This window comes from Georgenia sp. G2120 (genome assembly GCF_055326485.1).
The window spans coordinates 1-20,540 of record NZ_JBUZNL010000004.1; the positions used below are offsets into that span (position 1 = coordinate 1).

The 20,540-nt window shown below is 73.5% G+C and carries 17 protein-coding genes and 1 tRNA gene; 6 read left to right on the forward strand and 12 right to left on the reverse strand.

Annotated features, from left to right (window positions below):
- Positions 1-3,167: phosphodiester glycosidase family protein (locus ACZLMO_RS05615; protein ID WP_463653119.1), on the reverse strand; the 3,167-nt coding region annotated here is incomplete at its 3' end.
- 443 nt (positions 3,168-3,610) lie between these two features.
- On the opposite strand from ACZLMO_RS05615, the gene ACZLMO_RS05620 reads away from it, so the two are divergent.
- Positions 3,611-4,378 carry an electron transfer flavoprotein subunit beta/FixA family protein gene (locus tag ACZLMO_RS05620; protein ID WP_425715866.1) on the forward strand — a complete coding sequence of 256 codons (768 nt, stop codon included), beginning with the start codon at positions 3,611-3,613 and terminating at the stop codon, positions 4,376-4,378.
- Entirely contained in the window at positions 4,375-5,340 is a 966-nt protein-coding gene (locus ACZLMO_RS05625; RefSeq protein ID WP_425715865.1) for an electron transfer flavoprotein subunit alpha/FixB family protein, read from the forward strand. Before ACZLMO_RS05620 ends, ACZLMO_RS05625 begins: the two co-directional genes overlap by 4 nt.
- Positions 5,341-5,415: 75 nt before the next feature.
- On the opposite strand, the gene ACZLMO_RS05630 is transcribed toward ACZLMO_RS05625, so the two are convergent.
- The 7 genes from ACZLMO_RS05630 to solA form a co-directional block, all read right to left on the reverse strand.
- Complete coding sequence (locus tag ACZLMO_RS05630) at positions 5,416-5,754, reverse strand: ATP-binding cassette domain-containing protein (RefSeq protein WP_425715864.1); 339 nt, start codon at positions 5,752-5,754, stop codon at positions 5,416-5,418.
- Complete coding sequence (ald, locus tag ACZLMO_RS05635) at positions 5,672-6,769, reverse strand: alanine dehydrogenase (protein ID WP_463653120.1); 1,098 nt, start codon at positions 6,767-6,769, stop codon at positions 5,672-5,674. Before ald ends, ACZLMO_RS05630 begins: the two co-directional genes overlap by 83 nt.
- 131 nt (positions 6,770-6,900) lie before the next feature.
- Positions 6,901-7,440, reverse strand: coding sequence for a DUF4442 domain-containing protein (locus ACZLMO_RS05640; RefSeq protein WP_425715862.1), 540 nt, complete (start codon positions 7,438-7,440; stop codon positions 6,901-6,903).
- Positions 7,441-7,487: 47 nt separating this feature from the next.
- On the reverse strand, positions 7,488-9,512 hold the full coding sequence (locus ACZLMO_RS05645) for an ABC1 kinase family protein (RefSeq protein ID WP_425715861.1): 2,025 nt from the start codon (positions 9,510-9,512) through the stop codon (positions 7,488-7,490).
- 79 nt (positions 9,513-9,591) lie between these two features.
- Entirely contained in the window at positions 9,592-10,812 is a 1,221-nt protein-coding gene (locus ACZLMO_RS05650) for an MFS transporter (RefSeq protein WP_425715860.1), read from the reverse strand.
- A gap of 38 nt (positions 10,813-10,850) precedes the next feature.
- Complete coding sequence (locus ACZLMO_RS05655) at positions 10,851-11,216, reverse strand: ArsR/SmtB family transcription factor (protein WP_425715859.1); 366 nt, start codon at positions 11,214-11,216, stop codon at positions 10,851-10,853.
- Positions 11,217-11,273: 57 nt separating this feature from the next.
- The gene (gene solA / locus ACZLMO_RS05660) at positions 11,274-12,500 is read right to left on the reverse strand and encodes an N-methyl-L-tryptophan oxidase (protein WP_425715858.1); all 1,227 of its coding nucleotides are present in this window, start codon (positions 12,498-12,500) and stop codon (positions 11,274-11,276) included.
- Positions 12,501-12,672: 172 nt separating this feature from the next.
- On the opposite strand from solA, the gene ACZLMO_RS05665 reads away from it, so the two are divergent.
- A complete protein-coding gene (locus tag ACZLMO_RS05665) occupies positions 12,673-13,683 on the forward strand; it encodes a tetratricopeptide repeat protein (protein ID WP_425715857.1) in 1,011 nt (336 codons plus the stop codon).
- A 69-nt stretch (positions 13,684-13,752) separates the two neighbouring features.
- Here ACZLMO_RS05665 and ACZLMO_RS05670 read toward each other — a convergent pair whose 3' ends face one another.
- From ACZLMO_RS05670 to ACZLMO_RS05685, 4 genes are all read right to left on the reverse strand, one after another.
- Positions 13,753-14,352 carry a hypothetical protein gene (locus ACZLMO_RS05670; RefSeq protein ID WP_463653121.1) on the reverse strand — a complete coding sequence of 200 codons (600 nt, stop codon included), beginning with the start codon at positions 14,350-14,352 and terminating at the stop codon, positions 13,753-13,755.
- Between the two features lie 55 nt (positions 14,353-14,407).
- Positions 14,408-14,797: an ankyrin repeat domain-containing protein gene (locus tag ACZLMO_RS05675; protein ID WP_463653122.1), complete on the reverse strand. Its 390-nt coding sequence runs from the start codon at positions 14,795-14,797 to the stop codon at positions 14,408-14,410.
- Positions 14,798-14,906: 109 nt separating this feature from the next.
- Positions 14,907-14,990 (reverse strand) — tRNA-Leu (locus tag ACZLMO_RS05680).
- 291 nt (positions 14,991-15,281) lie between these two features.
- On the reverse strand, positions 15,282-17,750 hold the full coding sequence (locus ACZLMO_RS05685; protein ID WP_463653123.1) for a phosphoketolase family protein: 2,469 nt from the start codon (positions 17,748-17,750) through the stop codon (positions 15,282-15,284).
- Between the two features lie 250 nt (positions 17,751-18,000).
- Here ACZLMO_RS05685 and ACZLMO_RS05690 point away from each other — a divergent pair, with 250 nt between their 5' ends.
- From ACZLMO_RS05690 to ACZLMO_RS05700, 3 genes are read left to right on the forward strand one after another with little or no spacing between them, the layout of a single operon-like run.
- Positions 18,001-18,699 (forward strand): FhaA domain-containing protein, encoded by a 699-nt coding sequence (locus ACZLMO_RS05690; RefSeq protein WP_425715853.1) that lies wholly within the window; start codon positions 18,001-18,003, stop codon positions 18,697-18,699.
- A 4-nt stretch (positions 18,700-18,703) separates the two neighbouring features.
- Positions 18,704-19,186, forward strand: a complete 483-nt coding sequence (locus tag ACZLMO_RS05695; protein ID WP_425715852.1) for an FHA domain-containing protein FhaB/FipA — start codon at positions 18,704-18,706, stop codon at positions 19,184-19,186.
- Between the two features lie 3 nt (positions 19,187-19,189).
- The gene (locus ACZLMO_RS05700) at positions 19,190-20,533 is read left to right on the forward strand and encodes a PP2C family protein-serine/threonine phosphatase (RefSeq protein ID WP_463653124.1); all 1,344 of its coding nucleotides are present in this window, start codon (positions 19,190-19,192) and stop codon (positions 20,531-20,533) included.
- Positions 20,534-20,540: the final 7 nt, after the last annotated feature.

Below are 20,540 nucleotides of genomic sequence, written 5' to 3' on the forward strand. Positions count from 1 at the left end.
CCGATCATCGACCAGCCCGAGAAGCCGCCGCGGTCCGGGGTCGAGTTCGGAGACTTGCCCACGTTGCCGTTGGTCAGGTACTCGACACCGTCGCGGGTCGACACGTCGAACGCCCCCACGCCCGCGCCGACGAACATCACCGAACGGCCCGAGTCCTCGACCTCGCCCAACCAGGACTCGAGCGTCGCGGCCTCGAGGCGGTCCGCCATGTCCGACGGGGATCCCGGCAGGAAGTCGCGCGGGGGGTAGTGCGAGAACACCATGACGCCCGTGATCTCCGGGTCGAGCTGGGCCAGCAGCAGCTGCTGACGCAGCATGACCATCTGCCCGAAGTCGTCCCCGAGGCGACCGGTGGAGGAGTTGAGGGTGATGATGCGCGTGCCGGCCACGTCGCGGACCGTCGACGTCTCGCCGAACTCGTCGACGAAGTTGCTGATCGGGCCACCCATGATCTCGTGGTTGCCCGGGACGTAGACCCACGGCAGGTCGGTCTCGGCGAGCTCCTCGTCGAGGATCCGGCGCGCGAGGTCGAAGTCCTCCGGCGCCGCCTCGTCGGTGAAGTCACCGTTGATGACCAGCAGGTCCGGGTCCTCGGCCACGATCTCCTGCAGACCACGGCGAGCGTTCTCGACCTGCGGCGACTCCGGCGCACGCGCCACGAACTGCGCGTCCGACATCACCGCCACCCGCAGCCCCGCGTCGTCGGCCGCGTCCGCGAGCGAGAGCGAGTGGTCCTCCCACACGGGGGTGCTGATCTGCTCGGCGTCCGGCGGGACGATGACCTCGATGTCCGTGAAGGCGACCGATCCCGTGTACTGGTCGGCCGCGCTCTGCTCCATGAGGCGCACGCGCTCGAGCGAGATCGGGTACGGCACGCCCTCGGGCACGCCGAACTGGACCTCACGCCACTCGTCCGTCCAGTCGATGTACTCCGCGCCGATGTTGATCGGGTCGAGCTGACGGACCACGCCGTCGCCGTCGCGGACCTGGAGGCGGGGCCAGATGCCGGTCCCGTCACCACGGATGGTGAGGGAGACCGCGGTCGGCTGACCCGGCATCTCGATCGCGGCCGGGGCGATCGCGTAGGCGCCGCGCGTACCGGTCGACTGGGTGAAGTCGTAGCCGACCTCGATCGCCGGCTGTCCCTCGGGGCCCTCGGTCACGCCGATGGTGCCGGAGGCGCGCGCCTGGCCGAACGTCCAGCCGGCGGCGTCGGAGAGGTCGGTGACCTCGAGACGCTCGGTGCCGACGGTGACCGGGATGCGGATGGTGTGCTCGCCGACGACGAGCTCGACGACGGAGGCGCCGGACTCGACGGTCGCGTCGACCACGAACGCCGTCGACCCCGCGGGCGTGACGGTGAACCCCTCGCCCACGGACGCCTGGATGTCGGCGGTGTCGACCGGCGCCTCGTAGCCCTGCTGGTCGTAGCCGGTGAGCGAGACGGTGACCGGCTCGCCGGGGGCGCCGAGCTGCATGACGCTCCGGTCGGCGGTCACGCGGACGAGCTCACCGAGGACCTCGAGGTCGAGCTCGCCGTCGGCGGCGCCGGCCTCTGTCTGGGTGGTGGCGGTGACCGTGGTGGCACCGGACGCCCCCGCGGCGACGAGGCCGTCGGCGTCGACCGTCGCGACCGACTCGTCGGAGGAGGCCCACGTCTCGGCGGGGGTGTCGACCGCGCGCATCGCCTCGTCGTAGCCGAGGGCGACGAGCTGGCGGTGCATGCCAGGAAAGACCCGGTTCGTGTTGGCCACGCGGTCCGCGCCGCGGACGGTGTAGTCCTGCACGACGCCGGAGCTCGGGCCGACGATGAGGCCGAGCCCGTTGCTGTCGCTGCGCTCGGTGCCGTCGGAGGGGCTGTTGACGATGTCGTCGTCGGCCTCGCCCGGCTGGGTGGCGTTCATCTGGGTCGAGCCGCCGCCGTCGAGGTTGAGGGCGTTGTGCGAGCCGATCTGCTGCATGAACTCGCCGGTCTCGTCGAGGCTCATGCCGCGCGAGTTGGCCTGCCGCCCGTCGATGACGACGAGGTAGAGGTGCTCGCCGGCCTCGTCGAGGCCGACGGCAGTGCGGGGCGCGAGGCTGTTGTCGGACGCGTCGTGCAGGACGCCGTCGCGGAGCAGGATCGCGTTGCCGCCGCCGTGCCCGCCGATGGCGAGGACGACCTCGTCGGCGTCGGAGCGCACGGAGTAGCTGGTCTGGAGGCGGTCGCCGACGGCCAGCGAGCTCAGCTGGTCGGCGAGCTCACCGGCGGGCGCGACGACGATGCGGGTCCCCGCGGGGATCTCGCCCTCGCCGACGGGCGCCGCCGCCTGGGTGACCACCGAGTTGCGGTCGACCCAGACCTCGACGGCGTTCGCGCGGTCGTCGAGGTTGTTCGCGCGGGCGTAGGTGCCCCAGCGGTCGTTGAAGACGCCGACGCCGGAGGTGTCCCACTCCGAGGCGTTGACGCCGGTGAGCGGGAGCTCCCACCCGGCGTCGGGCGCGACGGCGACGCCCTCCATGAAGACCTCGGTGATGAGGCCGAGACCCTGGGAGTCGATGACGAGCGCGGAGGAGTCGCTCGGGTTCGGGGAGGTGATGATCCCGGTCTCGGGGTCGACGCCGACGCCGTTGGACGAGCCGGAGTTGCCGATGTCGAAGCCGGATCCGTTGATGCCGGCCACGGCGTCGGCCTCGTCGATCATCTCGGAGATGGTCGAGGTGCCGGCGACCTCACCGGAGTCCATGTAGTCCAGCGAGATCGCGGGGCTCGTGAGGTCGATGTCGAGGATCGCGCCCTGCAGCCACCCGGCCGACTCGAGGCGGGTGAACTCGGTGAGGACCGCGCCCGGCGCGATCTGCGTGGCGGTCTGCTCGCTGACGATCGCGGTGCCCTCGTTGGACACGTCGAGGTAGTCGTCCGCGACCGCGGTCTCCTCGGGGGCCGGCCCCTCGGAGGGAGCCTCGCCGCCCTCGGTGGGCGTCTCGGCCGGCGTCTCGGCCGGCGCCGCGTCGGCGGGGGCCGCGGAGTCCGTCTCCGCGGTGTCCTCGGCGGTGGGCGCGTCGGGCTCGGGGAGCGGGGTGGCGGCGGCGGGTGCGACGAGCGCGGCCGTGAAGCTCGAGGTGACGAGCAGACCGAGCGCGGTGGTGACGCCGCGTGGTCGCCGTCGTGCGGGCACAACTGACATGGGTGTCCTCCGAGGAGCGGGGGGAAGTGGCGGAGACATCCCACCCCGGGGCGGTGTCGCCAACCTGTCGGTCCGGTGGACCGAAGGTGTCCGGGCGACGTCGCGTCGGGGAACCTGTGCACATCATGTGCACGCAGGTGAGAGCGGGTGTGGTCCAGGCCACCGGGCGGTCGAACCTGGGCCTCGGGGCGCGCCCGTCGGCCGGGCGGCCCCGTCGTCGGGCCCCGCCGGGTCCTCCAGGCGGCGCACGGGGACGTAGGTCCCGTTCGTCGCCGATCCGCGCCTGCTGGGCGTCGGCCCAAGCGGCACGAACCGGCCGCCACGGCGGGTCCGCGCCGTCGCGCCCCCGAGCGGGTGAGGGAGGATGTCCGGGATGCACCGGGACGCGCGCGCACGCCCGTCGGACGACGACGCCGGTCCCACCCGATCGTGAGGAGCCAGCAGTGAAGATCGTCGTGCTCGTCAAGCACGTCCCGGATCCCGAGGAGCCGGTGGTGTTCGCCGGGAGGTACTGGCAGATCGTGCGCGAGCCGGGCGTGCTATCGGAGACCGACTCGCGGGCGATCGCGGTCGCCGAGGACCTGCGGGTCGACGGCGACACGGTCACGGCCCTGACGATGGGGCCCGCTCTGGCGGAGCCCTCCCTGCGCAAGGCGCTGGCCGCCGGCGCGGACGACGCCGTGCACGTGGTCGACGACCGGCTCTCCGGGTCCGACTCCCTGACGACCGCGCGCGTCCTCGCCGCCGCCCTCGCCCGCCTCGAGCCGGACCTCGTGCTGGCCGGCAACCTCGCCACCGACGGCATGGGCGGCGTGATCCCGGCGATGATCGCCGAGCTGCTCGGGCTCCCGCACGTCACGCACATCGAGGACGTCGCCCTGACGGACGGCGTCCTCACCGGCCGGCGCGTGACCGGCCCTGTCTCCCGGACGGTCAGCGCCCCGCTGCCGCTGGTCGCCTCGGTGGTGGAGCAGGCCGCCGAGCCGCGGATCCCCAACTTCATGGGCCTGCGCTCCGCCCGCACGAAGCCGGTCGAGGTCCTCGGCCTCGACGACCTCGAGGTCGAGCGTCCGCAGCGGGCATGGGGGGTCACCGACGCCGAGCAGGTGGCGGCAGGCACCCGCGCCGAGCTCGTCACCGACACCGACGAGGCGGTCGTCCGGATCATCGATCTCCTCACCTCCACCGGAACGATCGGAGCCGCGAAGTGACCGCCCTCGTCCTGCTCGAGACCGCCGCCGCCGCGCCCACGCCGGACTCCCTCGCGCTCCTCGCGCTCGCCCGGACGCTCGACGCCGGGGACGTGGCCGCCGTGGCCTCGGCGCCCGCCGCCGAGCACGACGCGCTCGCCGCGGCCGCGGCCGCCGCGGGTGCCGACGTCGTCGCCCTGGCTCCCTCCCCCGACGCCGACGTCCTCGTCTCTCCGCTCGTCGACGCCCTCGCCGGTGCGGTCGAGCTGCTCGACGACGTGACGGTGGTCCTCGCCCCCGCCACGCCGGACGCCCGCGAGGCGGCGGGTCGGCTCGCCGTCCGCCTCGGGGTCGCCCCGCTGTGGGGCGCCGACACCGTGACCCGCCAGGACGACGGCTCCCTCAGCACGAAGAAGTCGGTGGCGTGGAACCAGTGGGTCGTCAGCTGCGTCCAGACGGGCGGTACGGCGGTCGTCGTCGTCGACCCCTCGCTCGTCGCCCCCGCATCCGGACCGGGTGCCGGCCGCCGGGTCGAGCTGCCCGCGCCGACCTCCCTGGGGGCGGCGGTGATCGGCCGCGAGGTGGCCGTCACGGACGGCGGAAGACCTGCGATCACCGAGGCCGACGTGGTCGTGGCCGGTGGACTCGGGGTCGGCTCCGGCGAGCAGTGGCCGATCGTCGAGGAGCTCGCGGACGCGCTCGGCGCCGCCGTCGGCGCCACCCGCTCCGCGGTCGACGAGGGCTGGGTGCCGTTCGCCGCGCAGATCGGGCAGACCGGCGAGGTCGTCGCGCCGCGGTTCTACATCGGGCTCGGCATCTCGGGCGCCGTCCAGCACACGTCCGGGATGCAGCGCTCCGGCACGATCGTCGTGGTCAACGACGACGAGGACTCCCCGATGTTCGAGCTCGCCGACCTCGGGGTCCTCGGCGACCTCCACGAGGTAGTCCCGGCGCTGCTCGAGGCGCTCCGCGCGCGCGGCTGAGCCCGCAGCGCCGCGAACGGCGCCGCTCCCCGCGAGGGGGCGGCGCCGTTCGTCGTCGTGCGTGGTGGTGCGAGGTCAGCCGAAGCGGCCGGTGACGTAGTCCACGGTCTGCTGGTTGGCCGGGTTCTGGAAGATCGTCTCCGTGGTGTCGTACTCGACGAGCCGGCCGGGCCGGTCGCGCCCGTCCTCGACCTCGTTCCACAGGTTGGCCCGGCGCAGCGAGGACTCGACGAGGTCGGCGGCGTCGACCCGGGCGCCCGGGGGCGGCTTCCCGGAGCGGTGGCCGGGAACGGTGGCCCGGATCGGTGGCCGCCGCCCGGCCGCCGCCGCGTCAGCCGGCGAGCTCGAGGCCGTGCGCCTCCGCCACCCCCGCGTGACGCACGCCGCCCGCGTCGACGTTGAGCCCCTTGGCAAGGTGCGGGTCAGCGTCGAGCGCCGCACGCCACCCGTCCTCCCCCGCGAGCGCCCGGACATGCGGCAGCGTGAGCGAGGTGAGCGCGAAGGTCGAGGTCCGTGGGAAGGCGGCCGGCATGTTCGCGACGGCGTACACGGTCTGCTCGCCGACCCGGAACGTGGGCGCGGAGTGGGTGGTCGGGCGCGAGACCTCGAAGCAGCCGCCCTGGTCGATCGAGATGTCGACGAGCGCGGCACCGGGCCGCATCTCCCCCACGAGGTCCCGGCCGACGAGCTGGGGCGCATGGGCGCCCGGGACGAGCACGGTCCCGACGACGAGGTCCGCGCGCAGAACGGCCTCCTCGATCGCCTGGCCGGTCGCCGCGAGCGTACGCACGGCGGGACCGAACGAGTCGTCGAGGCGGCGCAGCGCCGGGATGCGGTTGTCGAAGACCGTGACGGAGGCGTGCATCCCGAGTGCGAACGTCGCCGCACCGGCGCCGGCGACCCCCGCCCCCAGCACGACCACCTCGGCCGGGGCCACACCGGCGATGCCGCCCATGAGCACGCCGGTCCCGCCGCGGGTCGCGTCGAGGAGGTTCGCCCCGACCATGCCCGCCATCCGGCCCGCGATCTGCGACATCGGCGCGAGCAGAGGCAGGCGGCCCGAGTCGTCCTGGACGGTCTCGTAGGCGATGGCCGTGGTCCCCGACTCGAGGAGCCGCTCCGTCAGCGGCCGGTCGGCCGCGAGGTGGAGGTAGGTGAACAGCACCTGGCCGTCGCGGAGGAAGGGGAACTCGGCCTCGACCGGCTCCTTGACCTTGACGACGAGGTCCGCGGCCCACGCCTCGGCCGGGTCGTCGGTGAGCGTGGCACCCGCGGCCGCGTAGTCGTCGTCGGTCAGACCCGAGTGGACGCCGGCCCCGGACTGGACGACCACACCGTGCCCGTCGCCGACGAGCTCCTGGACGCCGGCCGGCGTCAGGCCGACCCGCCCCTCGTGGTCGAGGACCTCGGTGGGGACACCGATCCGCATGCTCTCCTCCGTCTCACGCCGCAGCTCGACGTGCGCGGGGCGCGCCGTCCGCACGGGTGGCGACCAGGGTAGTGCGGGGCCGCCGGCTCAGGCGTCGCGGACCGCCGGCTCAAGCGTCGCCGACCGCGGGCTCAGACGTCGCGGGCCACCGCCTCCTCCGGCTCACGGAGCGTCGATGTGGGGTTGAGCCGGACGTGCAGCTGCTTGCGGACGCGGGCGACCACGGTGCCGTCGGTGGCCACGACGTCGGTGCTCAGCCAGTGCAGGTGCGCAGCGCCGTCGGCGGCACCCGACCGGATCTGCTCGAGGAGCTCGTCGGTCACGCGGAACTCGGCCTCGACCGCGGTCCGCCCGGGCCGGAGGTAGTCGATCTCGCCGCGCTTGTCCCACACCGTGTAGCCGGGACCGAGCGCACGGCCCACGAGCAGCATCCAGAACGGGTCGGTCATCGCGTACAGCGAGCCGCCGAACTGGGTGCCGACGTAGTTCGAGGTCAGCGGGTTCTTCGCCAGGCGCACGCGCACATCGCGCGCGTCCGGGGAGATGTGCGTGATGCGGATGCCCGAGAACAGCATGGGCGGCCAGACGTTCATCACCCACTTGAGCGCGAACGTCGAGCCCAGCGCCCGGTCGAGGTCGGCGTACGTGGGCAGCTTCGGCAACGACGGCATGCGTCATCCTCCCGCAGGAGGCGCGCCCGGCGCAGGTCGGTGGGGCGCTAGCGGCGTTCGCTCCGACGTCGGGCCTGGTCCTGGTCCCCGAGGAAGACCTGGACGAGGACGCGGGCACCGAGGGTGAACGCGAAGAGGAGGAGCGCAGCTCCGACGACCGGCAGGATGCGGATGCCCTCGGCCAGGTCGGGGCCGCCCGGGGTGCTGATGAGCAGGGCGCCGGCGAGCCCGAGCGCGGCGGCGAGGACCGCGACGATGAGCTGCTGGAGGATGCCGGTGACGAAGGCGCGGTCGTCCTCGTGGCCGAGCACGCGGGTGTTCATCGTGAAGCGGCCGGCCTCGAGGTCCTCCGTCAGCCGGTTGAGGCGGCGCGGCAGGCGTTGGAGCATCGGGAGGACGGACGCGACCTGCCCGAGCAGGGCGTCCTTGACGGCGTTCGGCCCCAGCTTCTCGCGGGAGAGCGTGCGGCCCTCGGCGCGGGCGGCGGAGACGAGGTCGACCTCGCTGTGCAGGAGCGCGATCGTGCCCTCGAGCGAGCCGAGCGCCCGGAACGCCCCGGCCAGCTGCGGCGGGACGGTGAACCGGTGGCGCAGCACGATGCTCAGCAGGTCGGCGAACACGGCCGACGAGCCGGCGGGGTCCAGCACGGCGAGGCGGGTGAGGAGCTGCCCGACCTCCCGCTCGAGCGCCCGGTCGTCCAGCCCCGGCGGGCGGTCGAGGAGGTCGACGAGCGCGTCGGTCGTGGCGATCGCGTCCCCGCGCTCGACGGCGGCGAGGACGAGACCGAGAGAGCCGCGCGAGCCGGAGTCGAGGCGCCCCACGGATCCGAGGTCGAGGAGGCCGAGGGTGCCGTCGGGGCGCAGCATGACGTTGCCCGGATGGAGGTCGGCGTGGAAGACGCCCGTGACGAGGACCTGGCGCAGGATCGTGCCGACGAGTGCCTGGCTCAGGGCGTCCCGCTCGTCGAGGCGGAGCCGGTCGACGTCGGCGCGCGGCGAGGACAACGGCGCCCCCTCGATGCGCTCCATGACGAGCAGGGTGCGCGAGCTGATCTCCGGGTGGGCGCGCGGGACGTGGACGAGGTCCGTGGTGGTCGACGCCGCCATCGCCTGCATGTTGGCGAGCTCGACCCGGTAGTCGAGCTCCTCGTCGAGGGAGTCGGCGAACCCGCGGGCGAGCGTGCGCAGGCCGAGGCTGCGGCCCCATGAGGTGGTGCGGTCGAGCCGGTCCGCGAGCCGCAGGACGATGTCCATGTCGCCGGTGACCTGCTGGCGCGCACCCGGGCGCTGGATCTTGAGGACCACGTCGGATCCGTCGTGGAGGCGGGCGGTGTGCACCTGGGCGACCGAGGCGGCGGCGAGCGGGGTCGTGTCGACGTGGGCGAAGACCTCCTCCAGGGGGCGCCCGAGGGAGGCGTCGACCACCGGGCGGACCTCCTCCCACGAGAGCGCAGGCACGTCGGAGTGCAGGCGGGAGAGCTCGGCGACGACGGGGGCGGGCACGAGGTCCGGCCGCGTGGACAGCATCTGGCCGAGCTTGACGAACGTGACGCCGGCGTCCTCGAGCGCCCGCCGCAGGGCCCGGGCGGTGGTGTGCGGGGCGGCGGCGTCGTCGCTCCGTCTGGGCATGCGGGGGCGCAACCATGCGACGAGCCCGTGGCGGGCCGCGATCTGGACGACCTCGGCGTAGCGGCGCGCGCGGCGGAACCGGGCGGGCGTCCCCCGGACGAACGCGATCGGGGACGGGAGCGCGCCGGTCGGGACGACGGCCTCGAGCACGGCGAGGACCATGATCTCCAGGACGAGGACCCAGGCGGCGCCGAGCACGACGATGACCGTCAGCGGCAGCGGGTCCGCCGCGCCGGCGAGGGGCTGGTCCGTGCCGATGTGCAGTCCCTCGAGCACGCGGTTGAGGAGCGCCGCGGCGGCGGTGTTGCCGATGAGCGCGACGATGATCGTGCGCGGCCAGCCCACCGGTGCGCCGAGCAGCCGGCGCGCGACGACGGCGACGATCAGGGCGTTGACCACCGCCGTGGCGACGACGAGGACGAACCCGAGCGCGGACTGCACCATGACCGACAGTGTGGCGGACGGTGGGGCGGCGGGGATCAACCGGTCGGGGGAGTCCGCTCCCCCGTGCGGGGGTGAGCGTTCAGCGGCCGACGGCGACCGGGACGTCGGACCGCCAGGTGACCAGCGCCAGGACGGCGCCGACGACGCCGACGGCCACGAGGACGAGCGCGACCGCAGGCAGGCCGATGGCGGCGCCCAGGGTGCCGGCGAGCGGGTAGGTGACCAGGAAGCAGGCGTGCGAGAGGGAGAACTGCGCCGCGAACACGGCGGGCCGGTTGCCCTCGTGACTGTTGCGGCGCAGCAGCCGGGCCGAGGGGGTGAGGATCGTCGAGGTCGCCGCGCCGAGCAGGAACCACAGGACGAGCAGCGCGACCCACTGAGTGGCCACCGCCTCCGCGCCGATCACGCCGGCCGAGGCGGCCAGCAGGATGGGCAGGGCGATGCCGCCGGTGAGCATCACCCGGCGGTCGGGCAGGGTGTCGAGGAGCCTGGGCATCCACAGGGCCACGACCATCGACCCGCCCCCGTAGGCGGCGAGCAGCAGGGCGACGTCGGACCGCGTGCGGCCCAGGTCGCCCTGGACGAGCACGACGGTGTTGACGATGACCATCGCCGTGGTCGTCGCGACGACGAGGTTGAGTCCCATGAGGCCGCGCAGCTCCGGTCTCGCCCAGAACGACCGCACCCCGCGGGTGAGGCGGTCGAAGAACCGCGCGGGCTCGGGGGGCTCGATGTGCGGGAACCGCGAGGCGACGACGAGGACGGCGGAGGCGAGGAACCCGATCACGGTGCCGACGAACAGGTTGTTGTACGTGATGACCGTCAGCAGCGCGGCGGCCAGCATCGGGCTGATCAGCGACTCCAGGTCGTAGGCCAGGCGCGAGAGCGAGAGGGCGCGGGTGTAGTCACGCTCGTCCGGCAGCACCGAGGGGATGACGGCCTGGAAGGTCGGGGTGAAGGTCGCCGAGGCGGACTGGAGGAGGAAGATGAGGACGTAGATCTGCCACGCCTCGGTGACGAACGGCAGGGACATCGCGACACCGGCGCGGACGAGGTCGGCGCCCACGAGCACCGGCTTGCGGGGCAGGCGTGCCGCGAGCGCCGTGGTGACGGGAGAGACGGCGACGTAGGCGATCATCTTGATCGTCATTGCCACACCCATGACGACCCCGGCGTCGCCGCCCACGATGTCGAAGGCGAGCAGGCCCAGGGCGACGGTGAGCAGGCCCGTGCCGAGCAGCGCGACGACCTGCGCGACGAACAGCTTGGCGTAGGTGGGGTTCCTCAGAACGGTGAGCATGGGACCTCGTGATCCGCGAGCGGTGGACGGCGCCGGGGTTACGGCGTCGGCGTGTGGTGGTGGGGCGGGTTCTGCCCGTTGGCCACCGCGTGCTCCGCCTGCCGCACCGCCTCGACCACGAGGGCCACCGCGTGCTCGTCCGCGAGCCGGTAGAGCACGCTCGTCCCCTCGGGCCGGGTGGTGACCATCCGTGCCATCCGCAGCCTCGCGAGGTGCTGCGAGACCGCGGACGGCTTCTTGCCCACGATCTCCGCCAGCGCGCCCACCGCCAGCTCCTCGGACCGGCGCAGGGCGAGCACGATGCGGACCCGGGTCGGGTCCGAGAGCAGGCCCATCACCTCGGCCGCGAGCTCGACGAACTCCGAGGACGGGTCGAGCCCACATGCTTTGTTGTCCGCATTCATACGCGGACATTAACATTTTGGGTGGGGTGCCGGTGGGTGGCCGCGCCTCGTCGTGGACTACCGACGGACGCGCATGAACCCGACGTCGGCGAACGGGCCCTCCCCCACGGCCTCCTGGGCGAGGAGCTCCCCCACCCCCGGAGCGTGCTTGTGCCCGTGCCCGGAGTCGCCGGCCGCGACGAGCACCCGGTCGCGGCCGGGCACGCGGCCGACGTGGAAGTTGCCGTCGGCCGAGCGCGTGTACATGCAGGCGACACCGGACAGCGGCGTCGGGTCCACGTCCGGGTAGGCGGTCGCGACCGCGTCGGCGAGCGCCGCGGCATCCCGGCGCAGGTCGATCGAACGGTCGAGGTGGTCCGGGTCGGCGTCCGAGAAGCCGAGGCCGTCGGTCCCGTCGTCGTCGAGGCCGAGCTTGACGGAGAACCCGCCCCGCTCCCCCGGCCGTGAGGCGCCATGACCCCAGATGCACCGCCCGTCGTCGAGCTCGCGGATGATGACCGGGAACCGGTCGAGGTCGAGGATCCCGCCCGGCACGAGGTCCTCGGAGTCGCGGCCGTCGAACCAGAACATGGGGACGCGGCGGGGGCGCAGATCGAGGTCCACCAGCCGCGACGTCCAGGCGCCGGCGGCGACGACCACCTGGCTCGCCTCGATCCGTCCCCCGCCTGCCAGGCGGACGACGACGCCGGACCCTGACTCGTCGATCCCGTCGACGCGGGCGCGCGCCACTCGTGCGCCGGCGGCCGTGGCGGCGGCGACCGCGGCCCGCACCCCGTCCTCCGGGCGCGCGAGGCCGGCGGCCGGGTCGAGGAGCGCGACGTGGTGGTCGGGCAGCTGGCGCAGGACGCGGAACCGGTCCCTGGCCTCGACGGCACCGAGTTGCTCGACACGGTGGCCGGCGGCGTCGGCGGCGGACGCGACGCCGGTGACGACGCGACCGTCCGGCGGTCCCGCCATGACGCCTCCCGTGAGCCGCAGGAGCTCGGTCCCGGTCACGTTCTCGAGCTCGCGCCACAGCTCGCGGGCGCGGCCGGCCACCGGAGTGAGGCAGGGGTGCTCCAGGCACAGCTCGCGGAACAGGCGGGTGGTGCCGTGGGTCGAGCCGAGGGCGTGCCCGACGTCGAACTGCTCGACCCCGACGACGTCGACACCCCGCTCCGCGAGCCGCCACAGCGCCTGCGAGCCCCAGGCTCCGAGGCCGACGACGGCGACGTCGGTGCGCGTGACGGCTGCGTCCGGCTCGGCCGCGCGGGCGGAGTCCGGGTGCTCGGGGGGTGTGGACACGGGCCGAGTGTTCCACCCTGGGGATCCGCGTTGTCCGCCGGCCGCCCGGGGACCACGATGGGAGACGGGCGGGGCAGCGGGCCCGCCGGCGGGCTGCGCTCACACGCGTGGGTGACCCGCCTGACCTGACCGCTCGACCGACGAGACCGCTCGACCGACAGCCGGAGGCGACGTGCACGAGGATCCATCGACCACCGACGACGATCACGCACGCGCCGCGATCGCCGCGGAGGATGACTCAGACGCGCTGCGGCGCAAGAGCGAGGTGCTCCGGAAGGAGAACGAGGAGCTCCAAGAGCTCCTCCGCCTGATGGCACTCCCCCGGGACGTCCAGCTCGCCGAGCACGAGGCCAACCTCGCGGCCGCACGGGCGGACACGGAGGACGCGGGCGCCGCGGAAGGCACGGCGTGGCTGGCGCTCGCCCGGTTCCACCACAGGGACGGCGACCTCGACGAGGCGCGCGGGTCGGTCGCCCGCGCCATCGCGGCGTTCAAGGCGGCGGGCGGCCCGGCCAAGGAGCTGGGCCGGGCCTGGCGCCTGCTCGGGGACCTCCACCGCGCCACCGATTCTCCCCGCGCCGCGCTGCCCGCCTACCGGCGCGCGCTCGCCGCCTGGGACGACGGCCCGACGACGATCAACGAACGCGCCCACGTCATCCAGCAGATCGGCCGGACGCTCGCCGGGCTCGACGACCCCGAGGCCGCGCTGCCCCGGCTCGAGGAGGCCCGGGATCTGTTGAGCGGCGACCCGGAGCTGCTGTGGGAGGAGTTCATGGTGGTCGACGACATCGGGGAGCTCCACGAGAGCACGGGGCGCCCTGTCGAGGCCGAACGCATCTACCGGTCCGTGCTCGAGCGGCTCCGCGCCGACGAGGAGGCCACCGACCTCCTCGCCCGGGCGCTCGACGGACTGGCCTCGGCGCTGGACACCCAGGGGCGCCACGAGGAGGCCGTCGACACCTACGTGGAGGGGCTCGACCTCGTCGGGGAGGGCGATGAGGACTACGCCGACGTCGAGCAGAGCCTCGCCATCGGGCTCGCCGACGCCCTGCGTGCCCTCGGACGGGACGACGAGGCCGAGATCGCGGACGCCCGGGCCGCGGGTGCGGCCGAGATCGTCGAGGAGAACGCGGCGCTCGAGGCGATGCAGGTCATGGCGGAGGAGGAGGACGGCTACCGGTAGCCACCGAAGCAGCGGCGTCGGGGCGGTCCTCAGCCGACGTCGGGCGGCTGTTCGTCGGACGGGATGACGTCAGCCGCGGCCAAGGATCCGGTCGAGGAGGCTGCGGCGGCGGGGCGCGGACGCGGTCAGGCCCGGCGCCGCGGACGGGCCCGACGGTGCGGTGTCCGGTCCGAAGCGGACGTACGGCGTCGTCGGAGTCTCGAGGAGGGCGTCGTCGAAGGTGACGCCCGTCGTCCGTTCGAGGAGCGCGATGAGGGTGTCCTCGGAGAGCACCCCGAGACCGGAGGCTGCCTCCGCGGGGTCGGGCTGGCCGTCGTCGGCGTCGGTCTCCCCCGACTGCGAGCGCAGCTCGCGGACCGGCCCCTCCGGCGTGATCACCTGCCACAGGTAACTGTCCGAGGTCCCGCCGAACACCGCGAGCCGGACAGTGCGGCCGAGTGCCGGCGCGAGGGTGGGAGCCAGCTCGAGCACGTCCATCAGGTCGCCGAGCACCACCGTTCCGCCGGGCACGGAACCGGCGATCACGGCGCCCGGGTGGCCGACGTCGTCCGGGGGGCCGCCGAGGGCGAAGTCGGCGAGGACGCTGCCCTCCCGGGGCTGAAGGCCGGCCCGTTCGAGCTCGGCCGGCTGAGCACCCTCGACGACGGCGATCGTGGTGTTCCAGGACATGGCGCCACGGTACGGGCGCGCGTCGGCGTCGGCAGTCCACTCCGAGCAGTGGGCGTCAGACGGGCGGAAGGAGGTCCGTGCGGCCGAAGTACTCGGCGGTGCCCCGCGCCGAGGGCTGCCCGGCGTCGGGATCGGCCCCTGCCTCGAGCAGGGTGGTGACGACGTCGGCCTCCCCCTTGAAGATCGCGCCGGCGAGCGGGGACTGGGAGCGGGAGTTGAGCCGGTCGACGTCGGCGCCGCGCTCGGCGAGCGCCCCGACGAGGTCCGCGTGCCCGTGGTAGGCCGCGAGCATGAGGAGCGTGTTGCCGTCCGCCCCTGCGAGGTCGACCGGGGCGCCGGCGTCGACGTAGGCGGTGAGGCGCTCGGTCTCGCCCCGACGCGCGAGGTCGAGGAGCTGGTGGGCGAGCTCGACGGCGTCGTCGGGGGCGTCGTGGCTGTCCGTCATGTGGTGAGCGTAGAGGCGGCGGCCCCCGGGGCCGTCGGCAGGACGGAAAACGGCTGAACCCCCGTTACCGGGGGTTCAGCCGCTCACGATGTCCTGGGACATCACACTGTGCGCGAAGGGGGACTTGAACCCCCACGCCCTTTCGGGCACACGGACCTGAACCGTGCGCGTCTGCCAATTCCGCCACTCGCGCGAGCCGCTCGACTGCGGCAAACAGCGTAGAGGAGACTATCACCCCGGTTCCCGTGGACGCCCGGGCATCCGGGCGTCCACGGGCGTGATCCCGCACACCGGTTGCGCAGGTCCGCGCCGGTTCAGCCCCGTGCGCGGGGCGTCAGCCGCACTCTCGACCGTGGACCGCGACCTCCCGACGACGAACCTCAATCTCGATGAGCTCGACCTGAGCCGCACTCTCGACACGGAGGCGGGCTCCCAACCGCAATCTCGACGGGCACCAACCGCAGTCTCGACGAGGGCGGGTGGGTCAGGCGTTGTCGCCGCCCGTGTCGTCGGTCGACCCGAGCCGCACCTCCTGGCCCCTGCTGTCCGTGAACCTCCACTCCGCGACCTCGGGGAGGTCCTCGCCGTGCGTGCGCGCATACTGCTTCGCCCGCTCGCGGGTGTCGAGCAGCTCCTGCCGCAGCCCGGCCGCACGCTCGGCGAGGCCGGGGACGCGGTCGATGACGTCGACGGCGAGCCGGTACCGGTCGAGGTCGTTGACCATCAGCATGTTGAAGGGGGTCGTCGTGCTGCCCTCCTCCTTGAACCCACGGACGTGGATGTTGCCGTGGTTCGTCCGCCGGTAGGTGAGGCGGTGGACGAGCGCCGGGTAGCCGTGGAACGCGAAGATCACCGGGCGGTCGGTGGTGAACAGGGCGTCGAAGTCCCGGTGGCTCATCCCGTGCGGGTGCTCCCGCTCGTCCTGCAGCCGCATGAGGTCCACCACGTTGACCACGCGGATCCGCAGGTCGGGCAGATGCTCCGCGAGCACCCCGGCGGCCGCGATGGCCTCCATCGTGGGGATGTCGCCGGCGCAGCCGATGACGACGTCCGGCTTCTCGCCCCGCACCTCGGTCCCGGCCCAGTCCCAGATGCCGATGCCGCGCGCGCAGTGCAGCACGGCCTCGTCCATCGTCAGCCACTGGGGGTTGGGCTGCTTCCCGGCCACGACGACGTTGACGTACCCCTTGCTGCGCAGCACGTGGTCGAACGTCGACAGCAGGGTGTTGGCGTCCGGCGGCAGGTAGATGCGGGTGACGTCGGCGGTCTTGTTCATCACGACGTCGAGGAACCCGGGGTCCTGGTGGGAGAACCCGTTGTGGTCCTGGCGCCACACGTGCGAGGACAGCAGGTAGTTGAGCGACGGGATCGGCACGCGCCACGGGATGTCGTTGCTCGCGTCCAGCCACTTGGCGTGCTGGTTGAACATCGAGTCGACGATGTGGACGAACGCCTCGTAGCTGTTGAGCACGCCGTGGCGGCCGGTGAGCAGGTAGCCCTCGAGCCAGCCCTGCACCTGGTGCTCCGAGAGCACCTCCATCACGCGTCCGGAGCGGGACAGGTCGACGTCGGTCCCGACGATCTCGCCCTGCCATGCCTTGCCGGCCACGTCGACGGTGGCGTTCAGCCGGTTCGACGCCGTCTCGTCCGGGCCGAAGACGCGGAAGTTCGTGCGGTTGCGGTCGACCACGCCGGCGAGCCAGCTCCCGAGCGTGCGGGTCGCCTCGCCCATCGTCCCGCCGGGCGCGGGCACGTCGACGGCGTGGTCCCGGAAGTCGGGCAGGTCGAGGTCCCGCGTGAGGGTCCCGCCGTTGGCGTGGGGGTTCGCGCTCATCCGGCGCTCTCCGGAGGGGTTGTTGCGCGCGACGACGTCGACGATGCGACCCTCGTCGTCGAACAGCTCCTCGGGCCGGTAGCTGCGCATCCACTCCTCGAGCATCCGCGTGTACTCGGCGTTGCCTCGCACGTGGTTCATCGGCACCTGGTGGCTGCGCCACGTGCCCTCGACGGGCTGCCCGTCGATCTCCTTCGGGCCCGTCCAGCCCTTCGGCGTGCGGAAGACGATCATCGGCCACCGCGGCCGGTCCTCGAGGGTGCCGTCGGCGGCGCGGGCCCGGATGTCCGCGATCTCGTCGAGCACCTCGGCGAGCAGGGCGGCGAAGCGACGGTGCGTCTGCGCGACGTCCTCGTCGTCGAACCCGCCCTCGAAGAAGTACGGCTTGTGTCCGTACCCGACCATCAGGGACTCGAGCTCACCCTCGGGCATGCGGTCGAAGATCGTGGGGTTGGCGATCTTGTACCCGTTGAGGTGGAGGATCGGGAGCACGGTGCCGTCGACCGTGGGGTCGAGGAACTTGTTGCCGTGCCAGCCGGTGGCCAGGGGCCCGGTCTCGGCCTCGCCGTCGCCGATGACCGCGACGGCGATGGTGCCCGGGTTGTCGAAGGCCGCGCCGTAGGCGTGGGAGAGGACGTAGCCGAGCTCGCCGCCCTCGTGGATCGACCCGGGCGTCTCGGGCGCTACGTGGCTGGGGACGCCGCCGGGGAACGAGAACTGGCGGAAGAGCTCGTCGACGCCGCGCTCGTCCGGCCCCACGTGCGAGTAGACCTCGGAGTACGTGCCCTCGAGCCAGGCGGCCGCCACGAGCGAGGGGCCGCCGTGCCCGGGGCCGCTGAGATAGACCGCGTCGAGGTCCCGCTCGATGATCTGGTGGTTGAGGTGCGCGTAGAGGAAGTTCTGGCCCGGCGAGGTGCCCCAGTGGCCGAGCAGGCGGGGTTTGATGTCCCCCTCCTCGAGCGGCCGCCGCAGCAACGCGTTGCGCATGAGGTAGATCTGGCCGACGGCCAGGTAGTTCGACGCCCGCCACCAGGCGTCGACGGCCTCGACGGTCGCGTCGTCCAGTCGGTAGCTCTCGGTCTCTCGTGCTTCGGTCCCGGTTCCGGCGTGGAGATCCATGCCTCAAGCGTGGTCCCTCCGCCCGGTCCCCGCCACCCCCACGCCCGCTATGTCCGACATCGGTCCTGGCCACGGGGGCACCCGCGTCGGCGCCCGCGCGTCACCTGTCCGGTCCGGATCGCGGCGGGCCTGTCCGGGGCGCCGTCCCGTTCCGCGGCCGCGGGTCGTTACCATCTCCTGAGGCAACGTGCCCGTACACCGCCCGGCCCTCCCGGCGCGGCCCGGACCACCAGCAAGGAGCACCGCACCGATGGGCATCCTCGACCGCTTCGAGAAGGGCGTGGAGAACGTGGTGTCCACGGCGTTCTCCAAGGCCTTCCGCTCGGAGGTCAAGCCCGTCGAGATCGCCTCGGCGGTGCGGCGGGAGATGGACGAGCGGGCAGCCACGCTGACCCGCGACCGCACGGTCGCCCCGAACGAGTTCCACGTCGAGCTCGCCCCGAACGACCTGGCGCGCGTCCAGGAGTGGGGGCACGACGCGCTGGCCGGAGAGATGACGGCGGCCGCGACCGAGCACGCCACCTCGCAGTCCTACAGCTTCGTCGGCCCGGTGGACATCGACTTCGTCGTCAACGACTCGCTGAGCACCGGGCGCATCCAGGTCCGCTCCGCCACGCGGCGCGGCGCGGTGGCGCCCGCGGCCGCCGCGACGGCCACCGCGGCGCACCCGATCCTCGACATCGACGGACGCCGCTATCTCCTCACCGGTCCGGTCACGGTCCTCGGCCGCGGCTCGGAGTCCGACATCGTGCTCGACGACTCCGGGGTCTCCCGCAAGCACCTCGAGATCTCCGTGACGCCGCAGGCCGTCATCGCCACCGACCTCGGGTCGACCAACGGCACGTTCGTCGAGGGGCACCGCATCACCGCCGCCACGCTGGTCGACGGCAACACGATCACGCTCGGTCGTTCGCGGATCATGTTCTGGACCGGCGAGGACGAGGTCTGAGCGCGTGAACGAGCTCGTCGTCACGCTCCTGCGCGTGGGCTACCTGGCCGGACTCTGGTTGTTCGTGCTGCTCGCCGTGCTCGTGCTGCGCAACGACATCTTCGGGACCCGCGTCTCGCCCCGCCCCGTGCGCGGCCGGCCCTCCCGCACCGGTCGGTCCGCCGGTGGCCCCGGCCGGCCGTCGGCCGGCCGGGACGTCCCGACCCGGCTCATCGTCACCGAGGGGCCGCTCACCGGCACGTCGGTCCCCCTGTCCCGCTCCGCGATCCTCGTGGGGCGCGCCGAGTCGTGCACGCTCGTCCTCGAGGACGACTACGCCTCCTCGCGCCACGCCCGGTTCTTCCCGCGGGACGGCAAGTGGTTCCTCGAGGACCTCGGCTCCACGAACGGCACGACCGTGGCCGGCCAGCGGATCGGCACGGCGATCCAGGTGCCCGCCGGCGTCCCGGTGCGCATCGGTCAGACCGTCATCGAGCTGAGGCGGTAGCGGATGCCCATCGTCACCCGCTTCGCCGCCCGCTCCGACGTCGGGCTGCTGCGCTCGAGCAACCAGGACTCCGGCTACGCCGGGGAGCATCTGCTCGTCCTCGCGGACGGCATGGGCGGGCCCGCGGGCGGCGACATCGCGAGCTCCGTCGCGGTGGCCCACCTCGCACCGCTCGACGACGAGCACGGGGCCGACGAGCTCCTCGGCCTCCTCCGTGGCGCGGTGGCGGACGCGCACGCCGACCTCGTGGCCCGTTCGACGGCGGACCCCGACCTCGCCGGTCTGGGCACCACGTGCATCGCCATGCTGCGCACGGGCACCAAGCTCGCGATGGTGCACATCGGCGACTCGCGCGCCTACCTCCTGCGCGACGGCGAGCTCACCCAGATCACGACCGACCACACGTTCGTCCAGTACCTCGTCTCCACCGGCCGCCTCACCCTGGAGGAGGCCGAGCGCCACCCGCAGCGCAACATGATCCTGCGCGCGCTCGGCGACACCGACGGCGAGGTCGACCTCGACGAGTCGATGCGCGAGGCCCGACCCGGTGACCGGTGGCTGCTGTGCTCGGACGGCCTGTTCGGGGTGGTCTCGAAGGACACGATCGCCGAGACCCTGCGGGACACCGAGGACCCGGGAGCCGCCGCCCAGGCGCTCGTCGACCTCTCGCTGCGCGCCGGGGCGCCGGACAACGTCACCTGCGTGGTCTCCGACTTCCTCGCCACGGCCGACGCCCCCCACCTTCCGTCCGCCGACCCCCAGGTCGTGGGCTCCGCAGCCGAGCGCCCCACGCAGCGACCGGGCACCGGGACGACGAACGGTACCGGGACCGGCACCACCGCGGCGACGGGTGCCGGTGCCTCGTCCGCCGAGCGCGCGGCCGCCCTCCTCGGGCCCGACGGCGACGAGCCGGACACCCCGCGCCGACGCCGGCTGCCGCGCGTCCTGCTCAGCGTCGTCGCCGGCCTCGTCCTCCTCGGCGCGGGCGCGTTCGCCGGCTGGACGTGGACGCAGCAGCAGTACTTCGTCGCGCCCTCGGGCGACCACGTGGCGATCTACCGGGGCATCCCCCAGCACATCGGTCCGCTCGGCTTCTCCGACCTGCACGAGCGCACCGACCTGCGCGTCGACGACCTCACGCCGCTGGCCCAGCAGCGCCTCGACTCCCCCATCACCCGCGGCTCGCTGGCCGGGGCCCGGGACGTCGTCGAGAACCTGCGCGAGTCCGTCGTGCCCGAGGAGCCGCCGGAGGAGTCGCCCAGCGAGTCGGGCAGCGAGTCGCCGAGCGAGTCGTCCAGCGAGTCCCCGAGCGAGTCCGGCAGCGAGTCCGGCACCGGCACCACGTGAGGGGCGC

Bases quoted from the DNA above. Each gene is read 5' to 3' on its own strand.
- ald (WP_463653120.1), bottom strand. From the start codon at position 6,769: ATGCGGATCGGTGTCCCCACCGAGGTCCTCGACCACGAGGGGCGGGTC.
- ACZLMO_RS05690 (WP_425715853.1), top strand. From the start codon at position 18,001: ATGGGCATCCTCGACCGCTTCGAGAAGGGCGTGGAGAACGTGGTGTCC.
- ACZLMO_RS05650 (WP_425715860.1), bottom strand. From the start codon at position 10,812: ATGCTCACCGTTCTGAGGAACCCCACCTACGCCAAGCTGTTCGTCGCG.
- ACZLMO_RS05675 (WP_463653122.1), bottom strand. From the start codon at position 14,797: ATGACGGACAGCCACGACGCCCCCGACGACGCCGTCGAGCTCGCCCAC.
- ACZLMO_RS05700 (WP_463653124.1), top strand. From the start codon at position 19,190: ATGCCCATCGTCACCCGCTTCGCCGCCCGCTCCGACGTCGGGCTGCTG.
- ACZLMO_RS05655 (WP_425715859.1), bottom strand. From the start codon at position 11,216: ATGAATGCGGACAACAAAGCATGTGGGCTCGACCCGTCCTCGGAGTTC.
- ACZLMO_RS05670 (WP_463653121.1), bottom strand. From the start codon at position 14,352: ATGTCCTGGAACACCACGATCGCCGTCGTCGAGGGTGCTCAGCCGGCC.
- ACZLMO_RS05685 (WP_463653123.1), bottom strand. From the start codon at position 17,750: ATGGATCTCCACGCCGGAACCGGGACCGAAGCACGAGAGACCGAGAGC.
- ACZLMO_RS05640 (WP_425715862.1), bottom strand. From the start codon at position 7,440: ATGCCGTCGTTGCCGAAGCTGCCCACGTACGCCGACCTCGACCGGGCG.
- ACZLMO_RS05645 (WP_425715861.1), bottom strand. From the start codon at position 9,512: ATGGTGCAGTCCGCGCTCGGGTTCGTCCTCGTCGTCGCCACGGCGGTG.